Annotated in this window: 13 protein-coding genes and 1 pseudogene; all 14 read left to right on the top strand. The window is 37.7% G+C overall.

All coding sequences use genetic code 11. The features are described from left to right. Positions 1-216 precede the first annotated feature (216 nt). The gene (ilvB, locus tag ACIQVU_RS01225; RefSeq protein ID WP_340806184.1) at positions 217-1983 is read left to right on the top strand and encodes a biosynthetic-type acetolactate synthase large subunit; all 1767 of its coding nucleotides are present in this window, start codon (positions 217-219) and stop codon (positions 1981-1983) included. Next, positions 1980-2495 carry an acetolactate synthase small subunit gene (gene ilvN / locus ACIQVU_RS01220; RefSeq protein ID WP_340806183.1) on the top strand — a complete coding sequence of 172 codons (516 nt, stop codon included), beginning with the start codon at positions 1980-1982 and terminating at the stop codon, positions 2493-2495. Before ilvB ends, ilvN begins: the two co-directional genes overlap by 4 nt. 67 nt (positions 2496-2562) lie before the next feature. After that, a complete protein-coding gene (gene ilvC / locus ACIQVU_RS01215; protein ID WP_340806182.1) occupies positions 2563-3597 on the top strand; it encodes a ketol-acid reductoisomerase in 1035 nt (344 codons plus the stop codon). A 117-nt stretch (positions 3598-3714) separates the two neighbouring features. Continuing rightward, a complete protein-coding gene (leuB, locus tag ACIQVU_RS01210; RefSeq protein ID WP_340806180.1) occupies positions 3715-4815 on the top strand; it encodes a 3-isopropylmalate dehydrogenase in 1101 nt (366 codons plus the stop codon). Between the two features lie 27 nt (positions 4816-4842). Further along, the gene (gene leuC, locus ACIQVU_RS01205; RefSeq protein ID WP_340806178.1) at positions 4843-6252 is read left to right on the top strand and encodes a 3-isopropylmalate dehydratase large subunit; all 1410 of its coding nucleotides are present in this window, start codon (positions 4843-4845) and stop codon (positions 6250-6252) included. Positions 6253-6283: 31 nt separating this feature from the next. Continuing rightward, positions 6284-6874: a 3-isopropylmalate dehydratase small subunit gene (gene leuD, locus ACIQVU_RS01200; RefSeq protein WP_340806176.1), complete on the top strand. Its 591-nt coding sequence runs from the start codon at positions 6284-6286 to the stop codon at positions 6872-6874. A gap of 132 nt (positions 6875-7006) precedes the next feature. Beyond that, positions 7007-7699 (top strand): response regulator transcription factor, encoded by a 693-nt coding sequence (locus ACIQVU_RS01195; RefSeq protein ID WP_402893335.1) that lies wholly within the window; start codon positions 7007-7009, stop codon positions 7697-7699. Between the two features lie 77 nt (positions 7700-7776). Then, complete coding sequence (locus ACIQVU_RS01190) at positions 7777-8700, top strand: ATP-binding cassette domain-containing protein (protein ID WP_402893332.1); 924 nt, start codon at positions 7777-7779, stop codon at positions 8698-8700. Then, entirely contained in the window at positions 8693-9442 is a 750-nt protein-coding gene (locus ACIQVU_RS01185) for an ABC transporter permease (RefSeq protein WP_402893329.1), read from the top strand. Before ACIQVU_RS01190 ends, ACIQVU_RS01185 begins: the two co-directional genes overlap by 8 nt. Before the next feature lie 104 nt (positions 9443-9546). Next, positions 9547-10383, top strand: coding sequence for a sensor histidine kinase (locus ACIQVU_RS01180; RefSeq protein ID WP_402893327.1), 837 nt, complete (start codon positions 9547-9549; stop codon positions 10381-10383). Positions 10384-10848: 465 nt separating this feature from the next. Next, entirely contained in the window at positions 10849-12699 is a 1851-nt protein-coding gene (locus ACIQVU_RS01175; RefSeq protein WP_340806168.1) for a dynamin family protein, read from the top strand. Between the two features lie 106 nt (positions 12700-12805). Then, entirely contained in the window at positions 12806-13282 is a 477-nt protein-coding gene (locus ACIQVU_RS01170) for an RtcB family protein (protein WP_340806167.1), read from the top strand. A gap of 560 nt (positions 13283-13842) precedes the next feature. After that, positions 13843-15657 carry a group II intron reverse transcriptase/maturase gene (gene ltrA, locus ACIQVU_RS01165; RefSeq protein ID WP_402893323.1) on the top strand — a complete coding sequence of 605 codons (1815 nt, stop codon included), beginning with the start codon at positions 13843-13845 and terminating at the stop codon, positions 15655-15657. Positions 15658-15794: 137 nt separating this feature from the next. After that, a pseudogene (locus ACIQVU_RS01160) lies at positions 15795-16544 on the top strand (RtcB family protein); the annotation flags it as partial. Positions 16545-16568 lie beyond the last annotated feature (24 nt).

The raw sequence follows: 16568 nt of genomic DNA, 5'->3' as shown, positions 1-16568 counted from the left end.
GTGAGAGCTTCGCATTGGTGCATAAATGCAGTCATTTATTCACGAGGTAGCAATTATTTGCTATAAAAAAGGGTGGTACCATGGAAAGTCTTTTTCATCCCTACGTAAGGTAATTCTTTGCGTGTGGAGAAAAAGGCTTTTTATTATTTTCAATATGGAAATACGCCAACCCTCCCATAAAAATAGGATGGAAAAATATAAAGGAGGCATAATTTGATGAGTGCAAATGTTTCAATCAATGAAAAAGAGCAATTCGCAGCAACAACCACTGATAAACCAACTTATCAAGCGAAGGATGGTGCAGATGTATTAGTACAAGCATTGCACGATCAAGGTGTTGAAATCATTTTCGGCTATCCAGGAGGAGCCGTACTACAAATTTATGATGCGATGTATAAAAACCCAATCCGTCATATTTTAACAAGACATGAACAGGGTGCTATCCATGCAGCGGAGGGATATGCGCGTGTATCTGGTCAACCAGGTGTTGTTATCGCCACAAGTGGACCAGGTGCAACAAATCTTGTGACAGGTATTGCAGATGCCATGATTGATTCCATCCCATTGGTTGTCTTTACAGGTCAAGTTTCTACAGCCGTTATTGGCACAGATGCTTTCCAGGAAGCAGATATTATGGGCATTACAACACCAATCACAAAGCATAATTACCAAGTGCAGGATATCAATGATATTCCGCGTATCGTGAAGGAAGCTTTCCATATTGCTAACACAGGCAGAAAAGGACCAGTTGTTGTAGATTTTCCAAAAAACGTTTCACAAATGCTATTTGATGTAGAAAACCCACCAAAAGCACCTGATGAAATTTATTTACCGGGCTATCAACCAACGTATAAGCCGAATTATTTGCAAATTCAGAAAGCTATTCAAGCAATTTCTTTAGCAAAAAATCCAGTGATTTTAGCTGGTGCGGGCGTTCTTTTTGCTGATGCACGTGAAGAGCTAACAGCCTTTGCAGAAAAATATCGCATTCCAGTAACCAATACATTATTAGGATTAGGGTCCATTCATGGTGAGCATGAGCTATTCCTTGGTATGGCTGGTATGCACGGAACTGTTACTGCTAATACGGCGATTACAAAAGCCGATTTACTATTAAATATCGGTGCTCGCTTTGATGACCGTTTAACAGGTAATTTAGCAACTTTTGCACCGAATGCAACGATTATTCATATCGATATTGATCCAGCCGAAATTGGTAAAAACGTACCAACGGATATTCCAATTGTGGCAGATGCGAAAGAAGCATTAAAAGCATTGCTGAAAAAGGATTTTGAAGGACCTGAGACAGACGAATGGTTAGCTTATTTACAGCAGCATGCTCGTGAGTATCCATTATGGTATGTCAAGGATGAGAACGATCAAGAAATTTTACCGCAAGAGGCATTGCAGCTTATACACAAAATTACAGAGGGTGAAGCGATTGTCACAACAGATGTTGGTCAGCATCAAATGTGGGCAGCACAATACTATCACCTGAATAATCCTCATGGATGGGTAACGTCTGGTGGACTTGGTACGATGGGCTTCGGTTTCCCTGCCGCAATTGGCGCCCAATTTGCGAAGCCAGACAAAAAGGTAGTTTCGATTGTAGGGGATGCAGGATTCCAAATGACAGCACAGGAACTCTCATTGCTACAGGAATTTAACTTACCAGTAAAAATTGTAATTTTGAATAATAGCTGTCTTGGTATGGTGCGTCAATGGCAAGAAACATTCTATGAAGAGCGCTATTCATCATCATTAATGCCGATTCAGCCAGATTTTGTTAAATTAGCAGATGCCTACGATATTAAAGGCTATCGTATTAACACAATCGATGAAGCGGAAGCGATTTTCCGTGAGGCACTACTTTCTGATGAGCCAGTATTAATTGATTGCCGCGTGAAGCAGCTTGAATGTGTTTACCCGATGGTAGCGCCAGGCAAAGGCTTGCATGAAATGATTGGGGTGAAAAAGAATTGAAACGAGTAATTACTGTAACTGTGATTAACCAAAGTGGTGTATTAAACCGATTAACAGGCTTATTGATGAAGCGTCAATTCAATATTGAATCCATTACAGTTGGTCATACGGAGCAACAAAACTCCTCCAAAATGACCTTTGTAGTTCATGTAGAAGATGAGCGCAAAATTGAGCAGCTAGTGAAGCAATTATCGAAACAAATTGATGTATTAAAAGTTAATGACATTACTGACAAAGCGATTGTTCTACGAGAGCTGGCACTTGTTAAGGTTATTTCACCGCCAAATTTACGCCTGGAAATGAATTCGATTGTCGAACCTTTCCGTGCACAAATTATTGATACGGCTAAAAATGTTGTGACGTATCAAGTAGTAGGTCATCCTGAAAAAATTGATGCCTTTATCGAGCTCATTCGTCCATATGGCATTAAGGAGCTTACTCGTACAGGCGCAACAGCATCTGTACGTGAAACGCAAATTATCTCAAATCCGCAGCTTTCTATTTTAAAATAGTTTGCATATAAAAATGATACGCTTTTAATAAAAGCGTAAAACACACACTTTAGGAGGAAATTAAACTATGGCTACAATGTACTATGAACAAAATATTAACGAGGATGTACTAAAAGGAAAGAAAATCGCGATTATCGGTTATGGCTCTCAAGGTCATGCACACGCGCTAAACTTAAAAGAATCAGGCTTTGACGTAGTAGTAGGCGTTCGCCCAGGTGGCTCTTTCGATGCAGCAAAAGCAGATGGTCTTGATGTAAAAACAGTTGCAGAGGCAGCACAAGAAGCAGATGTAATTCAAATTTTACTACCAGATGAGCGTCAAAAAGCTGTTTATGAAGCAGAAATCGCACCACATTTACAAGCTGGAAAAGCATTAATGTTTGCGCACGGTTTCAATATCCATTTCGGGCAAATTACACCACCAGCAGATGTTGACGTATTTTTAGTAGCACCAAAAGGTCCGGGTCACTTAGTGCGTCGTCAATTCCAAGAAGGTGCAGGTGTACCAGGCTTATTCGCCATCCATCAAGATGCAACAGGTCAAGCAAAAGACTTAGCACTTGCATATGGTAAAGGAATCGGTGCTGCACGTGGTGGTCTTCTTGAAACGACATTTAAAGAAGAAACAGAAACAGATTTATTCGGTGAACAAGCGGTATTATGTGGTGGTGCAACTGCATTAGTACAAGCAGGCTTTGAAACATTAGTAGAAGCTGGCTACCAGCCAGAATTAGCATACTTCGAAACACTTCACGAGTTAAAATTAATCGTTGACTTAATGTTTGAAGGTGGTATGGCAACAATGCGTTACTCTGTATCGGATACAGCGGAGTGGGGCGATTATGTAGCAGGTCCACGTTTAATCGATGAGTCTGTAAAAGCTCGTATGAAAGAAGTATTAACAGATATCCAAGATGGTACATTTGCTCGTCGCTGGATTCAAGAAAATGAAAATGGCCGTCCAGAATATACAAAATTCAAAGAGGCTGGCGCAAACCACCAAATCGAAGAAGTTGGCGCAAAATTACGTGCGATGATGCCATTTATCAATGAAGGCAAAGAGAAAGTTGTCAGAGAAACAGCTACAAGCGCGAAAAACTAATTATTTCGATTCTACAATGTAGAAAGCGAATCAACCATTACGCTCACCTCAATCAAAGGTAGGTGAGCGTAATTATTCAAATAACGAATGCACTATACAAAGAAAGGTGTTTTGACGATGGAGAAAAAAATTACAGTGCTTCCCGGTGACGGAATCGGACCAGAGGTTGTTGCTTCTGCTGTACGTGTATTACAGGTGATTGGTAAACGATTTAATCATACATTTCATTTAGGGTATGCAACAATTGGAGGTGCTGCCATCGACCAACACAATAATCCACTACCAGATGAAACAATTGAGATGTGTGAAAATAGTGATGCCATTTTATTAGGAGCTGTTGGCGGTCCAAAATGGGATCAAAACCCACCTGAATTACGCCCAGAAAAAGGATTATTGCGTATTCGTAAACACTTTGATTTATTTGCAAATCTACGTCCAGTAAAGGCGTTCCCGAGTTTACTAGATGCTTCGCCATTAAAACGTGAAGTAGCTGAAAACGTTGATTTAATGATTGTACGTGAACTAACAGGCGGAGTATACTTCGGGGAACCACGTATGCGTACTGAAAATGGCGCAATTGATACAACGGTTTACTCAAAAGCAGAAGTGGAACGTATCGTTGAAAATGCCTTTGAGCTAGCACGTTTACGTGGAGGCAAGCTATGCTCTGTTGATAAAGCGAATGTACTTGAAACAAGTCGCTTATGGCGTGAAGTCGTAGAAGCAAAGAAAAAAGATTATCCAGATGTACAAGTAGAACATAACTTAGTAGACTCTGTAGCAATGAAGCTTATTACAAATCCAGCACATTACGATGTAGTCGTGACGGAAAATATGTTTGGTGATATTTTAAGCGATGAAGCATCTGTTATTACAGGCTCACTTGGTGTCCTACCATCTGCATCAATTCGTGGCGATAATTTCGGTTTATATGAGCCAGTGCATGGTTCAGCACCTGAAATTGCAGGGCAAGGTGTTGCTAACCCTGCCGCAACAATTCTTTCAGTAGCAATGATGCTGCAATATTCATTTGGCTTAAAGGAAGAGGCAGCAGAAATCGAGCGTGCTGTAAGTGCAGTATTTGATGATGGCTACTTTACAGCAGACCTTGCTCGTGATGGTGGTCGCACGTTATCCACAAATGAATGGACAGATAAAGTAATTAATGAAATTGATACAAGCTTTGTGTCAGAAAGTATTATGACAACATATATCTAACGAAATTTAAAGAAATAGGTGAAGACAATGGGTAAAAATATAATTGAAAAGATTTGGGATAAACATGTTGTTTATCAGGAAGAGGGCAAACCGGACCTGTTATATATTGATCTTCATTTAATTCATGAAGTAACGTCTCCGCAAGCTTTTGAGGGACTACGTATAAACGGACGTAAAGTGCGTCGCCCAGATTTAAGCTTTGCAACAATGGATCATAATGTACCAACGAAAAACTTACCAACAATTAATGACCCAATCGCACGCAACCAAATCGAAACATTAGCGAAAAATGCAGCAGAATTTGGTGTGGAGCTTGCAGGAATGGGACATCCAGACCAAGGGATTGTCCATGTTATTGGACCAGAGCTAGGCTTAACACAGCCTGGTAAAACAATCGTTTGCGGTGACTCTCATACATCTACACACGGCGCTTTTGGTGCAATTGCTTTTGGTATTGGTACATCAGAGGTAGAGCATGTTTTATCGACACAAACATTATGGCAAAACAAGCCAAAAACAATGGAAATTCGTGTAGAAGGCGAGCTACCAATTGGTGTAGCAGCAAAAGATATTATTTTAGCTATTATTGCGAAGTTCGGTATTGGCGTTGGTACAGGACATATTGTGGAGTTTACTGGAGAGGCAATCCACAAGCTTTCTATGGAAGAACGTATGACAATTTGTAACATGTCGATTGAGGCAGGTGCAAAGGCAGGACTAATTTCTCCTGATGCGGTAACGGTAGATTATATTCGTGGTCGTAAATATGCACCACAAGGAGAAAAATTTGAAGAAGCGGCAGCGTATTGGTTAAGCTTAGCGTCAGATGAAGATGCAACGTATGATGAAGTACGTATTATCCAAGCTGAGGAAATTGAGCCAATCGTGACATGGGGTACAAATCCATCCATGGGTTCAGGTATATCAGGGAATGTACCAACACAAGCAGATTACAAGGATGAGTCTGATAAGGCAGCATTGCGTAAAGCACTTGCTTATATGGGCTTAGAGGAAGGTCAACCATTAACATCTATTGATATCCAACATGTCTTTATCGGCTCTTGTACAAACTCACGTATTAGTGATTTACGTGCAGCAGCTAGTGTCATTAAAGGGCGTAAGGTACATGATAATGTCACAGCAATTGTTGTACCAGGTTCTCATTCTACGAAAAAGCAAGCAGAGGCAGAAGGGTTGGATAAAATTTTTATCGAGGCAGGTTTTGAGTGGCGAGAATCAGGCTGCTCGATGTGTCTAGCGATGAATGATGATGTAGTTCCAGCTGGTGAACGCTGTGCCTCTACATCCAACCGTAACTTTGAAGGACGTCAAGGTGCAGGTTCTCGTACGCATTTAGTATCACCACCAATGGCAGCAGCCGCTGCGATTGCGGGTCATTTTGTAGATGTACGTGAATTTGTAAAGGAAACTGTGTAAGCTTTGTGTTACATGGAAGGGATGATTGAAAATGGAACCAATTAATATCGTAAATAGTGTGATCACACCACTTGATCGTAAAAATGTAGATACAGACCAAATTATTTCAAAAGAGTTTTTAAAACGTATTGAGCGTACAGGCTTTGGACAGTTTTTATTCTACCATTGGCGCTTTGATGCAGAGGGCAATGAAATTCAAGACTTTGTGCTGAATAAACCAGAATTTAAAGACTCAAAAATTCTTGTAGCACAGGACAATTTTGGCTGTGGCTCCTCTCGTGAGCATGCACCGTGGGCTATTTTAGATTACGGCTTTAACGTTGTGATTGCACCATCCTTTGCAGATATTTTCCATAATAACTGCTTTAAAAATGGGATTTTACCGATTAAGCTAACAGAAGCAGAATGCGATGAAATTTTAGCAAAAGGCTTAGCAAAACCATATACAATGGAAGTCAACCTTGCAGAGCAAACGGTGACAGGTGAGGATGGCAAAGTCTATCAGTTCACAATTGATCCATACTATAAGGAAACATTGCTAAATGGCTGGGATGAAATTGCCTTAACATTCAAATACGAAGACCATATTGCTGCTTATGAAGCACAACGAGTAGCATTTTAAATGTTGCAGACTGAAGACAAACCTGGTGTTGTCTTCAGTTTTTTTGCGTTCAATCGAAAAATCTCGCTATACTATAATAGGATGATCTAGTTAGGCGAGCTGGCACAACATAAAAGTAGGAGGGAATAGGCGATGACAGAAAAAGTGAATATTTTAGTAGTGGAAGATGATGATGCAATCAACCAATTGCTCTGTAATATTATTAAGAAAAATGGCTATTTTCCTCAACCTGCTTTTTCAGGTACAGAGGCAATGCTGTATTTGGAAAGGGCTGAATGGGATATGGTGCTCCTTGACCTTATGCTACCAGGGATGTCGGGAGATGAGCTACTAACAAACATTACAACGCAAAGTCATATACCGATTATTATTATTTCAGCTAAGTTAGATCAACAAACAAAGGTAGGTATGCTACGAACAGGAGCGGATGATTATATTACAAAGCCCTTTGATATTGAAGAAGTATCGGCAAGAATCGACTCCCATTTAAGAAGATACCAACGTATTACAAGGCAGCCAGCAACAAAGCGACTTGTCCATAAGGATGTGGAGATTGACCAAGATGCAAAGGCTGTCTTTATCAAAGGAGAAGCCTTGAATTTTACTGCCCGTGAATATGAGATATTTGAGCTTCTTATGGCATCACCGAAGAAGGTGTTTACAAAGAAAAATATGTTTGAAAGTGTATGGCAGGAAACCTATTATGGGGATGATAACACAATCAATGTTCATATTAGCAATATCCGCAGTAAATTAGCAGCGGTCAATCCAGAGGAGGAATATATTGAAACGGTTTGGGGGATGGGCTATCGATTGAAGACTTAAGCTTTTTTTAAGAATTGCCTTCAGCCTTTATTAATACTTCCTTTTTATACTTGATGTATCATAGAAGGAGGGATTATATGACAGATTATATATTGAAAACAAGCCATTTAACAAAGAAATTTAACAAGCAAACAGCTCTACATAAAGTCAATCTTTCAATCAAAAAAGGCTCCATTTACGGCTTTATTGGACAAAATGGTGCTGGGAAATCTACATTGATTCGCATTGTTTCAGGGCTTGCTATGCCAACTGCGGGATCAATTGAATTGTTTGGTTATAGTCATGGGCCAGCGCTAGTCGAAGCTCGCAAACGTATTGGCACAATGATTGAGGGGCCTGCATTATACCCATATATGACAGCGGCTGAAAATTTAGAAGCTCATAGGCTGTTAAAGGGTATTCCGGGGAAAGACTGCGTAGAAAAAGCATTAGCCATTGTAGGGCTTCAGGATACAGGAAAAAAGAAGGCAAAAAATTTTTCATTGGGCATGAAACAACGACTAGGTATCGCGATTTCCTTGCTAGGAGATCCAGAGTTTCTGATTTTAGATGAACCGATTAATGGTTTAGACCCAATGGGGGTTGTTGAAGTACGAGAGCTGCTGAAAAAATTAAATCGTGAATATGGCATGACTATTTTAATTTCGAGCCATTTACTAAGTGAGCTTCATTTACTTGCCACGCATTATGGCATTATCCATAAAGGTGATTTATTGGAGCAATTAACGGTAGAAGAGCTGAATCATCAATGTCAGCAATTTTTGCATATTAAAGTAAGCAATCCTGAGAAGGCTGCGGCGATTCTTGAAACGACTCTTGCGACAAATGACTTTGAAGTAATGCCAGACGGCTGTATTAAGCTATATCGCTATATGGATACGCCTGGAAAGGTTTCTTCAACGCTTGTCAATGAAGGGCTTATTATTGAACAATTTATGCCAATGGGTCAGGATTTAGAGTCCTATTTTATGGAGCGCATTGGAGGGATTCGTTATGAATAATGTCATAAAGGCAGAATGGTATAAGCTAAGGAAAGATCGCTCACTATGGACATTGCTCACTATCCTTATATTGATTAGCCTTTCTTATCCATTATTAATTATCTTCGATAAAAATGCGGATACTATAACGGTGATGGATTTTTACCGTCAGACGATTCTTGGGGGCAATAACTATATTATAAGACTTGTGCCCTGTGTACTGGCAGGCTTCTTTATTTCTAGTGAATATGCAATAGGCACGATGAAAAGCATTGTTGCGTCAGGAAATAGTAGAGTGCGCATTTATTTTGCCAAATTAATGGTCTACTCGATTGGAGCCATTTTGATTGCATTCGTCTTTCCCCTTGTATTTACAGGAGCTGTAGCTGTTTTTCTGCATTTTAATGGAATGCCTACGCTTAGCTATTTTGCAAGCACGGTTGGCTTAACAGCGCTTTATACAAGTGCTTTTGCATCCATTATGGCTTTATTTGCGACAATCTTTACCGAGAGTGGGAAGGCAATCGGCTTTATGCTGTTCTTTTTCCTGCTGTTCGATAGTCTATTGTATACATTAAGTAATTTCTTGCCAGTATTTGAGGTCATTTTTAGCTACTCCATCTTTAAGCTATTTTTAGATATTGGACGTATAGAAACCATACATGGTATCGAGCTAGTTCAATTAATTGCTATACCAATTATTACCTTTATTATTTTTGGTATTTTAGGCAGTATCGTATTTCAGAAAAAAGAAATCAAATAAACAAGGAGGTGGGGGAGAAAATGCTATATGTGATCATCGTTTTAAGCTTTATCACAATATGTCTTCTCGTCCGCTTTCTTTGGTTAAAAAAGGAAATACGTAGTGTGACAAAGCAATTACAAGAACGACATATAAAGCAAACAACGAAAAAAATCAATCTTCGCTTTTATGATAAAGATTTTGAACGGCTAGCAGAGGAAATTAATTATGAAATCGATGCAACAAAGAAGGCAATTGCTGATCAAAAAAGAACAGAAAACGAGCTGAAGCAGGCGATTTCGAATATGTCGCATGATATTCGTACACCGATGACCTCTATTTTAGGCTATATGCAATTTTTAGAGGATGAAACAATTCCTCCTCATACACGTCAGGAGTATATGCTTATTGTTAAATCAAGTGCATTAAGACTAAAAGTGTTATTGGAGGATTTTTTTGAGCTATCCGTTATTGAATCCACCGACTATTTATTAAAGATGGAATGGGTTCAATTGAATGATTTGATCTTAGAGGTGTTAGTTAGCTTTTATGAAGCATTTAACCAACAGCAGATCGAGCCAACTATTCATATGCCAGAAGAAATGATAAGGGTGAAGGCAGATCCATCAGCATTGAAGCGAGTCATTGAAAATTTAGTAACAAACGCTTTAAAGCATTCGACTGGGCATGTCACTATTACCCTCCATCATACGCCAGCATATACGGAGCTAATCATTAGCAATCCAGCACCGCGATTACAAAAGCAAGACCTTTTTCATCTATTTGATCGTTTTTACAAAGCTGATCAAGCAAGAAAGGGTAAAGGAACAGGGCTAGGCTTATCCATCGCCAAAAGCTTAATGGAAAAAATGAATGGTAATCTTTCAGCGGAATTACACGATCAACAATTATTAATGAAATGTCAATGGCACGTTTCTACACAAAAAACTAGTAATTTGTAAGTTTAAAAAGGAATTTTCCTCCTAGCTAATGAACTGAGCCCCGAATAGGTGCACTCTTTAAAGTGTCCACTATTCGGGGTTCAGTTTATCATGCATGAGAGGGGTTCTTATTGCTATTTTTGAAAAGAACAAATGTAGGATATAACCAAAATTCAGGGACAAGGACATCATAAATAGATATTGATAACACCCTATTTCCTAGGAGAAAGGTCATCTGCTTAGAAGTGTTCAATCAGTAAGCTTAATAAATTTCGCAATTTTACGGTGATAATGGGGACGTAGCTATTTCTTTTAGTCTGAGTAACAAATCATATAGCAAATGGACATGATGCTGGAATGAGAATGAATTCCTATTTATGAACGAAACCTCTAAGTATATTGTCCTTTTTTCAGCGATTGATGTATTAGAAAAGCAATGGTTTCATTTATAATAAAATTAGATACATATGAAAAGAGGTGTTGAGGGTGACAAGCAACGATAATATGCCAATTAAAAATACAGCCTCAGCGAATAATATTTTGCCACAGCTTGTTGATCAGCTGCGACAACTGCATGGCATTATTGTCCAAAATACATATATAAAAGATACTGCGAAACATTTAGATCGTATTATTCAAGATGCCAATAATCAAACAATGATTCTTATTGTTGGAAAAGAGCGCGTAGGGAAAACAACACTTGTCAATGGCTTGCTTGGCCGTGAAGTGTTATCTGTAAATGATCAGCATCCAACAGGTGTCAATACATTTATAAGATATGGCGAGCAAGAGGAGATTAAGGCCTATTTTTTAGATGGTGTTGTAGCAATTTTTGATATAAGTAAATTAGAAATGCTAACAACAGGTGATACATTTGCCTCGCAAATTTTACGTGAGCATTTAGATTATCTTGAAGTTTATGTGAAAAATGATTTATTAAAATCAGTGACAATTATTGACTCTGTTTCATTGGAGGCAGGTGGAGGAGAAATGGCCTATTTCTCGGAAACGCTTATCAACCGTGTCGATGAAATTTTTTGGGTGTTACGCGCTGGGTCTATAGCCATTGATGCGGAACTTTTATTGATAGAATCATTAAAAAAGAAAGGTGTCGAGCCTTTATGTATTATTAACGGCATTGATGCTGTGGATGATGCTGAAGCCTTTGTACAATCAGAACAGCAACGCATTGGTCATATTATGAGCCAGTTTATCGCTGTTTCTGCAACAAATGCCTTGGAAGCGAAGCAAATGAATAATCAGGAACTTTGGCAGAAAAGTCAATATGAGCATCTAATTAGCGAAATTCATCGTGTTGCAAAAAATAGTGATAAAAAGACCTATGCAATTTTAATTCGTTTCCTGCAATGGCTGGAGCGATTCCGTTTCGAATTAACCGTTATTCCACAGCGTGATCCATTTCAGTCGGCTGTTGAGCATATTGAAAAATATACAGGTGATACGCAATTTGAATTTTCTCGCTATCAACGTGATTTAGCGATTGTTCAAGAATATGAGCAAGAATATGAGCAGGTAGCCAATACCTTTAAAAACATTCAAACATTGTATCAGCTTTTACAAACGATTTCACAGCATGATTATTTACAGGATAAAAAGGTAGAGGAATTTACGGAAATTGCTGTGCATTATCAGCAAATGCTACGAGAATACCGCAATATGCATAGTGAGTATACACGTGAATATGAGCGTTTAGATGCACAACATAAAAAAATTCATGGCAAGGGGCTTATGAAGGCTATTTTTGGTCAGCATACCCAAAATGAATTTTTCAAGGAACGTGTAGATAAATTAAATGAGCAGCAGGTTATTTGCATTGCACAATATGATAAAGTACAGCAAGCAGAAGCTATAGTGCTGCAAGCGATACAAGATATCCAGCAGCATCTAATGGATTTAGTAAAGGTACGTTTAACACATATTGAGCAAAAGGTCCAAAAGTTAAATCAACAACGTGCAAAAGAGAAGCGACAATTAAAGCTCTATGCTGAAAAAATAAGTGAATTTTCCTGCTTCATTGAAGCGCAGGGCTATATAAAAGAGCATTTACAGCCATTTTTAATGGGAGAACAAAGTCCTTTAAAAGCTAAAGATATTAAAATGCTGAAAGATACTATTCATGCTATTCTAGCGATTGACTTATCCTATAGTGGCTTGCTAGCAAAAAGTAAAATAAATAATAATATGGAAAATGTAGATATTTCCTTTGCTGTGCAAGATAAATATCTACCTTATAAGCTGGCTTTAAAGGAAGCAGATATAAAATCGCATGATATACCAGAAATACCAAATAAGCTAACGATACAGTATGAAGAATAAATGGATTGAATGACAACGTTCTAAAAGATGACATGCTTTTAGAACGTTTTTTATCCATGAAACAAATAAAGGTGCTTTTTCGTATAATCAATAAGGAGGGGTTTAGATGATTGAAATAAATGGACGCTATACGAGTGCGAAAATTTATGCACCAACAGCCTTGCCAACAGCTATCGACCAAATTCAGGAATTGATTAATCAACCCTTTATGTCAGGCACGAAAATACGAATTATGCCTGATTATCATGCAGGAAAGGGCTGTGTCATTGGTACAACGATTCAGTTGCAGGATTGTGTTGTACCAAATCTTGTAGGTGTTGATGTAGGATGCGGTGTATTTGTGGCGGAGATCGATGCATCCACGGTTGACTATGCAAAGCTTGATACAATTATTCGAACGTATATACCAAGCGGGCAGGATATTCATAAAGAACTATCACCTGCTCGTCATTATTTAGAGTTTAATAGCAAGCAATTTCGAGCAACAGGCTTAAAGGATGACTATACAAACTTATCATTAGGAACGCTTGGGGGCGGCAATCATTTTATCGTGCGCCCAAGATGGGCAGTAAACATTGCGTAATTAGGTAACGATATTCCAAGAAGACTGGAATAATGACAACAACCTTATCTGGAATCGAAAGTGAACAGGGAGTATAGCATGGTTGTAAAGGTATAAGTCAATCAGTTGGTAAGATTGCGACTGAATATCGAGTCATAAAGGATTGTATGAGGATAAAAACTGTATTGTTTGAAGTTCAAGCGTGAGTGACGCTATGGTTCGTTATTAGGAAAACCAACTGAAACCTAATACAAACTCTACTTTAATATCATCAGTGTAGGTATTAAAGGTGTCGTAATTAAATCGGTGGATTAATATACGATGGTCTTCATTTAAGAGTTTGCGCACTTACAGATGTAAGTAAAACGTGAAAGAACTATCCGACAACAATCTACCTATGTTTACTGTACTAACTGGGGATTACCTAAGTGGAAACGCCATTTTCGGCTATGAGTTTAGACTTTGAATATTCCATATGGTAACGGAGTTCTCGTAGTAGTCCGAGATAGGGAAAACCTATTACATGGCGAAGGGGAACAGTTTACAAAGATTAACACTTATTTGAAAGGAGCGAAAGGCTCATGCAAAATTCAGAGACAGTATTAATCAATCTATCCAAACAAGCGTTAAAAGAAAATTATATCCATGATAGATTGTATAGAATATTATACAATCCACAAATGTATATTACAGCCTTTAGTAATATCTATAAAAATGATGGAAGTGCTACAGCAGGAATTGATAACCAAACAGCAAGTAATTTTAGCGAGAAAATGATTGAAAAAATTATCCAATCACTAAAAGATGAAAGTTATCAACCAAAACCTGCAAAAAGAGTTTACATTCCTAAAAAAGATGGTTCTAAACGTCCTTTAGGAATACCAACATTCACTGACCGACTTGTTCAAGAAATTTGTCGTATGATTTTAGAAGCAATATACGAACCAAAATTTAGTGAAAGTTCTCATGGCTTTCGTCCGAACAAAAGTTGTCATACAGCCTTAATGGAAATTGATAGAGTATATACAGGCGTAAACTGGTTTATTGAAGGTGATATTAAAGGTTTCTTTGATAACATCGACCATCATGTATTAATTAATCTATTACGTAAAAATATCAAAGATGAAAAATTCATTCGACTTATGTGGAAATTCTTAAAAGCAGGTTACATTGATGATTTTAAATTCAATAAAACTTATACAGGAACACCACAAGGAGGAATTATTAGCCCGATTTTAGCTAATATATACTTGAATGAATTAGATAATTATATTATCAATACTTTAAAAACAGAATTTGATATTGGTGATAGAAAAAGAAATCAACAACGTAACCCTGTATATAGAAATCTTGAATACAAGGCTGGACAACTTAAAAAGAAAATTAATCTATGTGAAGATGAATCCATAAAAGAAGAACTTCTTAAAGAATATAAAAAGATTCAAAAAGAAAAATTTAATACACGACAAATTATTGACTCAACAGGATTTAAAAGACTTAAATATGTACGATATGCAGATGATTTTCTTATTGGTGTAAATGGTAGTAAAGAGGATTGTAAGGAATTGAAAGAAAAAATCAAGAAATTCTTATATGACGAATTAAAACTTGAACTATCAGAAGAAAAAACATTAATCACAAATAGTAGAAAAAATGCCAGATTTTTAGGTTATGACATTTCAGTAGGTAATAATAACACACCTTATAAAAATAAGAATGGTGTTAAAATTCGAAGTGCAAGAAAAAATATCCGATTAATGATGCCAAAAGAAGTTATCGAGAAATTCATTGTACAAAATAAATTAGTTAAAGATATTAATGCAGAAAAGTGGATGCCGATAAGCAGAAATTCAATCATGCGACTTAGTGACTTAGAAATTATAAACATTTTTAATGCAGAGATAAGAGGGTTATATAACTATTATAAATTAGCTGAAAATGTCACTCAAAAAATGTGGCAATTACACTACGTTATGCAATACAGTTGTATAAAAACTTTAGCTTCAAAGCACAATTCTACTGTAAGAAAAATGTTTAAAAAATACAGAATCAATAATGGTTGGGGCGTTAAGTATCAAACTAAAAAAGGAGAAAATATTTGCTATTTCTACAACAAGGGTTTTGTCAGAGATAAAAAAATAGTAAAAGAAAATCCTGATTTGATGCCTAACATACAAATGTTTAAAGGTACTACTGAATTAGAAAAACGTATTAGTGCAAAAGAATGTGAATGGTGTGGAAAACAAAATGTAGCATTTGAAATCCATCATGTAAAAAGATTAAAAGATTTAAAAGGAAAAGAAGTGTGGGAGAAACAAATGATAGCAAGACAACGTAAAACATTAGTTTTATGTCATGATTGTCATAGGAAAATCGCACACGGTAAACAAGGATAGATATTTGTAAATGGAAAGCCGTATACGCAGAGATGTGTACGTACGGTTTGGGAGGAGGTTACTGAAAACCTACTATGGCAACATAGCAAGGCGTCGGTAGCCGACCTTACGAACTTGCCAAAGATGAAGACAATCGATATTATTTATTGATTCATACAGGCTCACGCTATGTAGGAGCAAAAGTAGCAAACTGGCATCAAAAAAGAGCCTATGAAAGCTTACGTCGCCAAGATTTAACTGAAAAAATAGCGGAGCTGAAGCAGCAAGGGCGAGCCCAAGAAATTCAGAGCATGATTCAAAGCTATAAAGCACAAAATCCTGTGATTCCAAAGGATTTAGCTTATTTAGAGGGTGAGCTTTTCCATGATTATATTCACGATATGAAAATTGCCCAGCAGTATGCACGCATGAATCGTTGGACAATTGCGAAAACAATTGCTGAGCATATGGCATGGCAATTTATCGATACATTTGATACGATTCATAACTATATTGATACGGAAACAATGACATTGCGTAAGGGTGCTGTGCGTGCTAATAAAGGAGAAAAGCTTGTGATTCCGATGAATATGCGGGATGGGTCGCTGATTTGTATAGGAAAAGGCAATGCTGAATGGAATTATTCAGCGCCACATGGAGCAGGGCGTATGTTTTCACGTCGCGCTGCCAAAAAAGCGTTGAATATGGACGATTTTAAAGAAACAATGCAGGGTATTTGGACAACATCCGTCAATGAGGAAACATTGGATGAAGCACCCATGGCCTATAAGCCAATGGCAGACATTGTAGCTGTGATTGATGAAACCGTTGATATTGTCAAAGCGATTAAGCCTGTCTATAACTTTAAAGCAAGTGAAGCTGCAAAACCATATCAACGAAAAGGCTAGATAGTTATTATAAAACGATAAGAA

Source organism: Lysinibacillus sp. NPDC098008 (assembly GCF_044760715.1).
GTDB lineage: Bacteria > Bacillota > Bacilli > Bacillales_A > Planococcaceae > Lysinibacillus.
Note: the sequence above shows the minus strand (reverse complement) of the source record. Positions and strands in the feature narration are given on the sequence as shown.

Excerpts from the sequence above, each read along its gene's own strand:
- ilvB (WP_340806184.1), top strand. The coding sequence starts at position 217 with ATGAGTGCAAATGTTTCAATCAATGAAAAAGAGCAATTCGCAGCAACA.
- ilvC (WP_340806182.1), top strand. The coding sequence starts at position 2,563 with ATGGCTACAATGTACTATGAACAAAATATTAACGAGGATGTACTAAAA.
- leuB (WP_340806180.1), top strand. The coding sequence starts at position 3,715 with ATGGAGAAAAAAATTACAGTGCTTCCCGGTGACGGAATCGGACCAGAG.
- leuC (WP_340806178.1), top strand. The coding sequence starts at position 4,843 with ATGGGTAAAAATATAATTGAAAAGATTTGGGATAAACATGTTGTTTAT.
- leuD (WP_340806176.1), top strand. The coding sequence starts at position 6,284 with ATGGAACCAATTAATATCGTAAATAGTGTGATCACACCACTTGATCGT.
- ACIQVU_RS01195 (WP_402893335.1), top strand. The coding sequence starts at position 7,007 with ATGACAGAAAAAGTGAATATTTTAGTAGTGGAAGATGATGATGCAATC.
- ACIQVU_RS01190 (WP_402893332.1), top strand. The coding sequence starts at position 7,777 with ATGACAGATTATATATTGAAAACAAGCCATTTAACAAAGAAATTTAAC.
- ACIQVU_RS01185 (WP_402893329.1), top strand. The coding sequence starts at position 8,693 with ATGAATAATGTCATAAAGGCAGAATGGTATAAGCTAAGGAAAGATCGC.
- ACIQVU_RS01170 (WP_340806167.1), top strand. The coding sequence starts at position 12,806 with ATGATTGAAATAAATGGACGCTATACGAGTGCGAAAATTTATGCACCA.
- ltrA (WP_402893323.1), top strand. The coding sequence starts at position 13,843 with ATGCAAAATTCAGAGACAGTATTAATCAATCTATCCAAACAAGCGTTA.